The organism is Pseudarthrobacter sp., assembly GCF_036675385.1.
Classification (GTDB): domain Bacteria; phylum Actinomycetota; class Actinomycetes; order Actinomycetales; family Micrococcaceae; genus Arthrobacter.
Genome location: NZ_JAKFFD010000017.1, coordinates 1 through 7,103, shown reverse-complemented (window position 1 = coordinate 7,103; position 7,103 = coordinate 1). Strand labels below are relative to the sequence as shown.

Below are 7,103 nucleotides of genomic sequence, written 5' to 3'. Positions count from 1 at the left end.
GGTTCCTTCGAAGAGGGGATCGGCGAGCGGCAGGACGTTGAGGCGGCGGTACGTTTCGCCGTCGAACGCCAGCTGCCCAACCGCTGGCTGGTGGGCTGGTCCTTCGGCACCGAACTGGCGCTGATGTACGGTGCCGTTGAGCCGGTGGCGAGCCAGATTGAAGGTGCCGTCCTGCTGTCGCCTCCGCTGCACCGCGCCACGGACGCCCACCTGCGTCTCTGGGCGGACTCCGCCAAGCCGCTCACCGTCCTCGTGCCGGAGCATGACGACTACCTCCAGCCCGCCGCCGCCGCTGAACGTTTCAGCTTGGTGCCGCAGGCCCGGGTGGTGGGTGTCGACGGCGCCAAGCACCTTTGGGTGGGGGAGAAATACGCTTCGCGCGTGCTCAACGAAATCGTCGATGAGGTGACGGAGGCAGGCTCCGGTCCCGAAGGCCTGCCGCAGGTGTGGGACGGCCCGGTGGCCACAGCGGCCGCCTAGCCGCGGCTGCCCGCCAGTGCGGCCGCCACTACGGCCGCCTAGCCGCGGCTGCCCGCCAGTGCGGCCGCCACTACGGCCGCCTAGCCGCGGCTGCTACTGGAGCCTGTCCGCTAGTGCTTGTCCTGGCGGACGATGTAGATCTCCTTGACGAGCAGCAGGATGGCCGCCGCCGTCGGGATGGCGATCAGCGCGCCCAGCACTCCGAGCAGGCTGCCGCCGGCAATGACCGAGATCACGGCCACGGCGCCCGGTACGGCCACGGCTTTCTGCATGATGCGCGGCGAGATGAAGTAGGCCTCGAACTGGAGGTAGGCGAAGTAGCAGATGCCGTAGACGGCGGCAGTCTGCCACCCGACCGTCAAGGCGATCAGCAGGACCACAACGCCGGCGATCATGCCGCCCACCAGGGGGATGAATGCCAGCAGTGCCACCACGAAGGCCAGCAAGAGGGCGAACGGGACACCCACAATGGACATCACGATGAACGCGAACGTGGCATTGAGCAATGCCACGCAGGCCTGCCCGATCACGTAGTTGCCGACGGACCGGGTGATCTCCTCGGAGAGGGCTTCAACCCGGGCCCGGCGGGACCGCGGCGCCAGCCGGTAGCCCCACTTCTTCATGGCCGGGAGGGCTGCCAGGAAGTAGAGGCTCAGTACCAGGACGATCAATGTGCCGAAGAGACCGTTGGCCAGGGTGGAACCGAAGCCAACCACGCCACCGAAGATCCCGCCCATCGCCTCGGGGTTGTTGACGAACTTGTCGAGTTCCTCGTTGATGCGGTCGCGCACACCAAACTGGTCATCCACGTTGCGGAAGAACTCCGAGTCGATGAAGTCCCGTACCCATGTGGGTGCCTGCACCACAATTTGGGTGACCTGTTCCACGATGGTGGGGATGAGGGTAGCGAAGAACCCTCCCACAGCCACCACCAGGACCAGGACGGCCACGAGAATGCCGACCGGGCGGGGAATCCGGCGGTTCTCCAGCCAGCCGACCACGGGTTCCAGGCCAAGGGCTATAAACAGGGCAGCCACAATCCACAGCAGCAGCTGTGTGGTGTTGGAGCCGATCCAGTAGACCAGCAGGGCAAGGCCCACTCCAACAGTGCCCATGAAGCCCATATAAAGAGGATGTTGCATCGACATCCGGGGACCCGGGCGGCCAAACTGCGCGGCTTTCCCGCCAGTCTCGCCGTCTTCCGTGGCGGCAGGAACTTCGGTGTGGTTGTATTCCGGCGGGATCTCAAACCGGAGCCTGGGCTGGGCGCCCGGCAGCGGCTGGCGCAGTCGCCGTACAAGCTGGCCCAGGGCCGCAGCTGCGGAGCCCCGTCGCTTGGCCGTCGCAGGCGTGTCCGGCGAGGATTCCAAAGCGCCAGCGGCCGGTTGATTTTCGTGTCCCGTGGAGGACTCTTCCGTCTTGTCAGTCACTGGATTCTGGGGCCTGTTCCGTGCGTGGCGCCGCATTTGCGGGCCGGTGTGATGATCATCGCAAACACTATCAGCAGCCTTGCCAACAGGAGCGAGGGCGCCCGCCGGGCCACCCGGGCGCCGCCGATTCCGGACCCCCGCTGGCGCCCAAACGGGGGTTCTGGTAACAAAACGGTTACTATTGAAAGTAAACCCCCGCGAATGATAGGTGTTTCCTTTGCGCTTCAAGACTGCAGTTGCACTCGTGCTGCTCGGCCTCCTGACACTTCTGGCCGGTATTGGCCAGAAGACAATCTGGGCTCCCTCCGAGACCTTTACGGCTTCCGCCCCGGCAGATGCCGCGGAGGCCCCACTGACCGTCATCGACCAGAACCTGCGCACCGCGCAGGGCGGAACGGTGAAGATCAAGATCGAAGGCGACGGCAACTTCATGCTCGCGGCCGGCCGTCCTGATGACGTGGACGCCTGGGTGGGCCCGACGGCCCACAACACCATCACCGGGGTTTCCGAGGACAACAAATCCCTGCAGGTTGAGCACGCCGACGGCGACGCCACGGCGCCGAATCCGTCCGGATCCGACCTCTGGGTTTCCACTGAGAACGCCAGCGGTGAGCTGGAGTACTCGTGGACGCCGCCCGCTGACGGCGAATGGTCACTGCTGCTGGCGTCCGATGGCACCAAGCCCGCCCCGTCGTCGATCTCCATGACGTTCCCGAATGACACCTCCACGCCGTGGGCCATACCGCTCATGGTGATAGGCGGCCTGCTGATCTTCGCCGGCATTGCCCTGGTTGTCCTGTCCGCACGCAAGCGGGACGGCGAAGGCAACGGCACGGGAAGCCTGTTCGCCCGGCGCGCCCGGGCCAAGGCCGAGGCAAGGTCCGCCTCACGGCTCGGCATGGTGTCCGGCGGCATGGTCACCGCCGCAGTGACCGCCCTCGTTGTGGCCGGAACGGGTGTTGCTGCGAACGCTGCCACCACGCCCGCGCCGGCTCCCGGATCGGCATCGCCGGAGGCCGCCCAGGCGGCCGCGCCGGTCCTCCTGGACGCCCAGTTCCGCAGGATCCTGGAGCAGGTCTCCAGCACCGCCGACGCCGGTGACGCCGCAAAGGACGCGGCCAAGCTCGCAGAGCGCGTAGCCGGAACGGAGCTTGAGGTCCGTACGCAGAACTACAAGATCCGTTCCCAGGTGGGCACTTATGAAGCCCGGATGCCCGTCCGTTCCACCAAGCTCCTCACCACGGTGGTCACCACCGACCGCAGCTGGCCGCGTTCAGTCCTCGCCGTTACGCAGGGTGACGGCAACGTCGTCCCGCAGCTGCTCACCCTGGTCCAGCCCTCCCCGCGGGAGAACTACAAGCTGACCGAGACCACCCCGCTGCAGCCGGGAACCACGTTCCCCGCCATCGGCCGGAACGGCACCGACACGCTGGCCGCCAACGACAAATCCGGCCTGCTGTACAGCGGCGAAGAAGCCCTGGCCGGGCTGGCCGACCGCCTGACGAATTCAGAGTCGAGCTTCAAGGACAAGCTGGTGGAAGGCGCATCCTCGCCGTACATCGCCGATACGCTCTCCTACCAGGCCGAGGTAGTCAAGTCCGGCGAAAACGGCAACTTCACCTTCACCCACAAGGTAGTACCGGAAAGCACTGTGGTGTTCCGGACGGCCGACGGCGGGGCGCTGGTGCTGGGCCGGATCAACTTCGGCTTTGATGGCACGCCCAAGGCCTCCGGTGACAAGCTCACCATCGGCGACGACGCAGCCGCGCTCGCCGGCGGCAAGGAAACCACCACCGGCATGGTCCTGGACTTTGCTGAATCAATGGCGGTCTACGTTCCGCCGGCAGGTTCTACGGATCCCATCAAGCTGGTGGCCGCAACGCGCGGGCTGGTAGGCGCAAGCTTCAAATAGGCCCGCAGGGTCCAGTCCCAGATGCAGTACCCCCGGCAGCGGCCGGAGTGGCTAGAGTGGAAAGCATGAGTTCGCCAGCTTCCCGCCCAGTCCCTCCAGCCGCTGCCAGCCTGCTTAACCTGCGTGGCGCCGTCGACCTTTCATCCCTGAAACAGCGCCAGGCGCCGCCTGCGGCTCCCGGCAATCCCCCTGTTTCCGGGGATGCGGGTGCCAGCGCAGAAGCCGGTGCGGTAACGCCCGACGACGGCGCGGCACCGCTGCGGGTCACTGTCACCGAAGGCAATTTCCAGGAACTCGTGGAGCTTTCCGCCCAGGTTCCGGTGGTCTTCGCGCTGTGGGCCGCGTACTCGCCGGAATCCGCCGCGATGCTCGACTCGCTGGAGCGTGTCATCAACAGCTACGGCGGCCGCCTGGTCTTGGGGGCGGCGGACATCGAAGCCTTCCCGCAGCTGGCACAGGCCTTCCAGGTCCAGGCCGTCCCCACGGCCGTTGCCGTCCTCAAAGGCCAGCCCGTACCGCTCTTCCAAGGCGGCGCCGACGAATCCCAGATCCGGCCCCTCCTGGATGAACTGCTGAAAGTCGCGGCCGCCAATGGGGTTACGGGCAGCCTCGGCGGGGGCAGTGCGCCCATGGAGACTGAACCAGCACCTCTTCCGCCGCTGCACCAGGCCGCGTTCGACGCCATTGAGGCGGGCGACTTTGAGGCCGCGGCCGTGGCCTACCGGCAGGCCCTGCTGGAAATGCCCGCCGACGCCGAGGCCAAGGCCGGCCTGGCCCAGGTGGAGCTGATGGCCCGGCTCCAGCCGCTCTCCGCCGAGGACTCGGAAGCCTTGCGTACCCTCGCCGCCAACGAACCTGACAATCTGGCCGCCCAGCTGGGCGTGGCGGACCTGGACGTGTCCGGCGGCCACGTGGAGGACGCGCTGAACCGCGTGGTCAGCTTCATCGGCCGGAACTTCGGCCCGGAACGGGAGACCGCCCGCGTACGCCTCCTGGAGCTCTTTGACGTGGTGGGCACGTCCGACCCCCGTGTTGCCAAGGCACGCCAAGGACTCGCCAGGGTCCTGTTCTAGTGCCGGCCCTGTTCCAGCCGCTCAAGCTCCGCTCCCTGGAGCTCACGCACCGCGGCTGGGTATCACCCATGTGCCAGTACAGTTGCGGTCCCGACGGCGCCCCGGGGGTTCCGAACGACTGGCATCTGATGCACCTGGGCTCCTTCGCCGCGGGCGGCGCGGCGTTGATCCTCACCGAGGCGGCTGCCGTGAACGCGGCCGGCAGGATCAGCCCCCGCGACGCCGGGCTGTACAACGACGAACAGGCAGAGGCCTGGCAGCGGATCACGTCCTTTGTGCACCGGCACGGTGCCGCGGAAGCGAAGATCGGCGCCCAGCTTGCCCACGCCGGCCGGAAAGCGTCCACCTACTGGCCGTTCGCCGGGCAGCGGGGGAGCGTCCCGGAGTCCGACGGCGGCTGGCCCACGGTGGGGCCGTCACGGCTTGCCTTCGACGGTTTTGCCGAACCCGCCGCGATGACCGGGGCGCAGATCCAGGACGTCATTTCCGATTTCGCGGCCGCGGCAATGCGTGCCGTGGACGCCGGCTTCGACACCGTGGAGATCCATGGCGCGCACGGCTACCTCCTGCACCAGTTCCAAAGCCCGCTGATCAATACCCGGACCGATTCCTGGGGCGGGGATGAGGCCGGACGGAACCGGCTGATGCTCGCCGTCGTTGATGCCGTCCGCAACGTCATCCCCGAATCCATGCCCCTGCTGCTGCGGATTTCAGCCACCGACTGGGCGCCGGGCGGCGTCGATGTCCAGGCTTCGGTCCGGCTGGCCGCCCAGGCGGCGGAGCACGGAGTGGACCTCATCGACGTCTCCAGCGGCGGGGCCGTGGCCCATCAGGACATCAGGCCGGGTCCGGGCTACCAGACGGAGTTCTCCGCACGCATCCGCCGGGAAGCCGGTGTCCCCACAGGCACCGTGGGCCTGCTGACTTCCGCAGGCCAGGCCGAGCATGCCGTGGCCACCGGGCAGGCCGACGGCGTGTTTATTGCCCGGGCCGCGCTCCGGGATCCGCACTGGTGGCTCCGGGCGGCATTTGAACTGGGGCACGACCTCCCCTGGGCACCGCAGTACGAACGGGCCATGCCGCGGCATTCGTTCTAGGGTTCCCTACGCCTTTGGCACTACTCCCGCGGGAGGACCCCCTCGGCAGGGCCCTGGGTCTAGGCTGGCATCATGACTGCTGCGCATCCTGATCCCCACCCCGATCCGGTGGTGCACGCCGGGCCCGTTCCTGCCCTCTCCATCCGCGGCCTCGCCAAGCGTTTCGGCGGAAAAATCGCCGTGGACGGCATCAGCCTCGACGTCCCGGCAGGTTCATTCTTTGGCATCGTGGGCCCCAACGGCGCCGGCAAGACCACCACGCTGTCCATGGCCACCGGCCTGCTGCGGCCCGACTTCGGCACAGCCGTTGTCCATGGGGTGGACGTCTGGGCCCGGCCGCTGGAGGCCAAGAAGCTGATGGGCATCCTCCCTGACGGTGTCCGCCTCTTTGACCGCCTGACCGGCGAACAGCTGGTCACGTACGCGGGGCTGCTGCGTGGCATGGACAAAGACGTGGTGGCCTCCCGCGTGGGGGAGCTGTTGTCTGCCCTGGACCTCTACGAGGACGCCGGGACCCTCGTGGTGGACTATTCGGCCGGCATGACAAAAAAGATCGCCCTCGCCTCCGCCCTGATCCACGCCCCGCGGCTGCTGGTGCTCGATGAACCCTTCGAGTCCGTGGATCCCGTCTCGGCGGCCAACATCCGGTCCATCCTGGACAGTTATGTAGCCTCCGGCGGGACGGTGATCGTCTCGAGCCACGTTATGGACCTGGTCCAGCGCATGTGTGACCACGTCGCCGTGGTGGCGGCCGGCAGGCTCCTCGCCACCGGGACCGTGGACGAAGTCCGGGCGGGCGCAACGCTGGAACAAAGGTTTGTCCAGCTGGTCGGCGGGCGCAACCACACGGAAGGCCTGGAATGGTTGCGCACCTCCTAAGGCTCAAACTGACCCTGCTGCGGAACGGCCTTCGCCGCAGCCCCTGGCAGCTCGTCGGCCTGGCGTTCGGCGGGCTGTACGCGCTTGGCGTCGTGGGGGCACTGGTCGTGGCCCTGGTCCTCTTGCGCCGCGCGGACCCTGAACTGGCGCAGACGGCGGTGGTGCTCGGCGGTTCTGCGGCCCTCCTGGGCTGGGGCATCGTCCCCGTGGCAGCATCCGCTGTGGACCTGAC

The 7,103-nt window shown here is 67.6% G+C and carries 6 protein-coding genes and 1 pseudogene; 6 read left to right on the top strand and 1 reads right to left on the bottom strand.

Translation table 11 applies throughout. The features are described from left to right. Positions 1-480: alpha/beta hydrolase (locus V6M49_RS01550; RefSeq protein WP_442959685.1), on the top strand; the 480-nt coding region annotated here is incomplete at its 5' end. A 110-nt stretch (positions 481-590) separates the two neighbouring features. Here the strand turns inward: V6M49_RS01550 and V6M49_RS01545 are convergent. Continuing rightward, a complete protein-coding gene (locus V6M49_RS01545; protein ID WP_332759675.1) occupies positions 591-1,910 on the bottom strand; it encodes an AI-2E family transporter in 1,320 nt (439 codons plus the stop codon). 217 nt (positions 1,911-2,127) lie between these two features. Here V6M49_RS01545 and V6M49_RS01540 point away from each other — a divergent pair, with 217 nt between their 5' ends. The 5 genes and pseudogenes from V6M49_RS01540 to V6M49_RS01520 form a co-directional block, all read left to right on the top strand. Beyond that, a complete protein-coding gene (locus V6M49_RS01540; protein ID WP_246848557.1) occupies positions 2,128-3,822 on the top strand; it encodes a hypothetical protein in 1,695 nt (564 codons plus the stop codon). 65 nt (positions 3,823-3,887) lie between these two features. Further along, positions 3,888-4,895, top strand: a complete 1,008-nt coding sequence (locus V6M49_RS01535; protein WP_332759673.1) for a tetratricopeptide repeat protein — start codon at positions 3,888-3,890, stop codon at positions 4,893-4,895. Further along, entirely contained in the window at positions 4,895-5,992 is a 1,098-nt protein-coding gene (locus tag V6M49_RS01530) for an NADH:flavin oxidoreductase/NADH oxidase (protein ID WP_332759672.1), read from the top strand. The genes V6M49_RS01535 and V6M49_RS01530 overlap by 1 nt, the downstream gene beginning before the upstream one ends. 72 nt (positions 5,993-6,064) lie before the next feature. Then, on the top strand, positions 6,065-6,871 hold the full coding sequence (locus V6M49_RS01525; protein ID WP_141140957.1) for an ABC transporter ATP-binding protein: 807 nt from the start codon (positions 6,065-6,067) through the stop codon (positions 6,869-6,871). Beyond that, positions 6,853-7,103 (top strand): annotated as a pseudogene (locus tag V6M49_RS01520) (transporter); the annotation flags it as partial. The gene V6M49_RS01525 and the pseudogene V6M49_RS01520, both read left to right, overlap by 19 nt.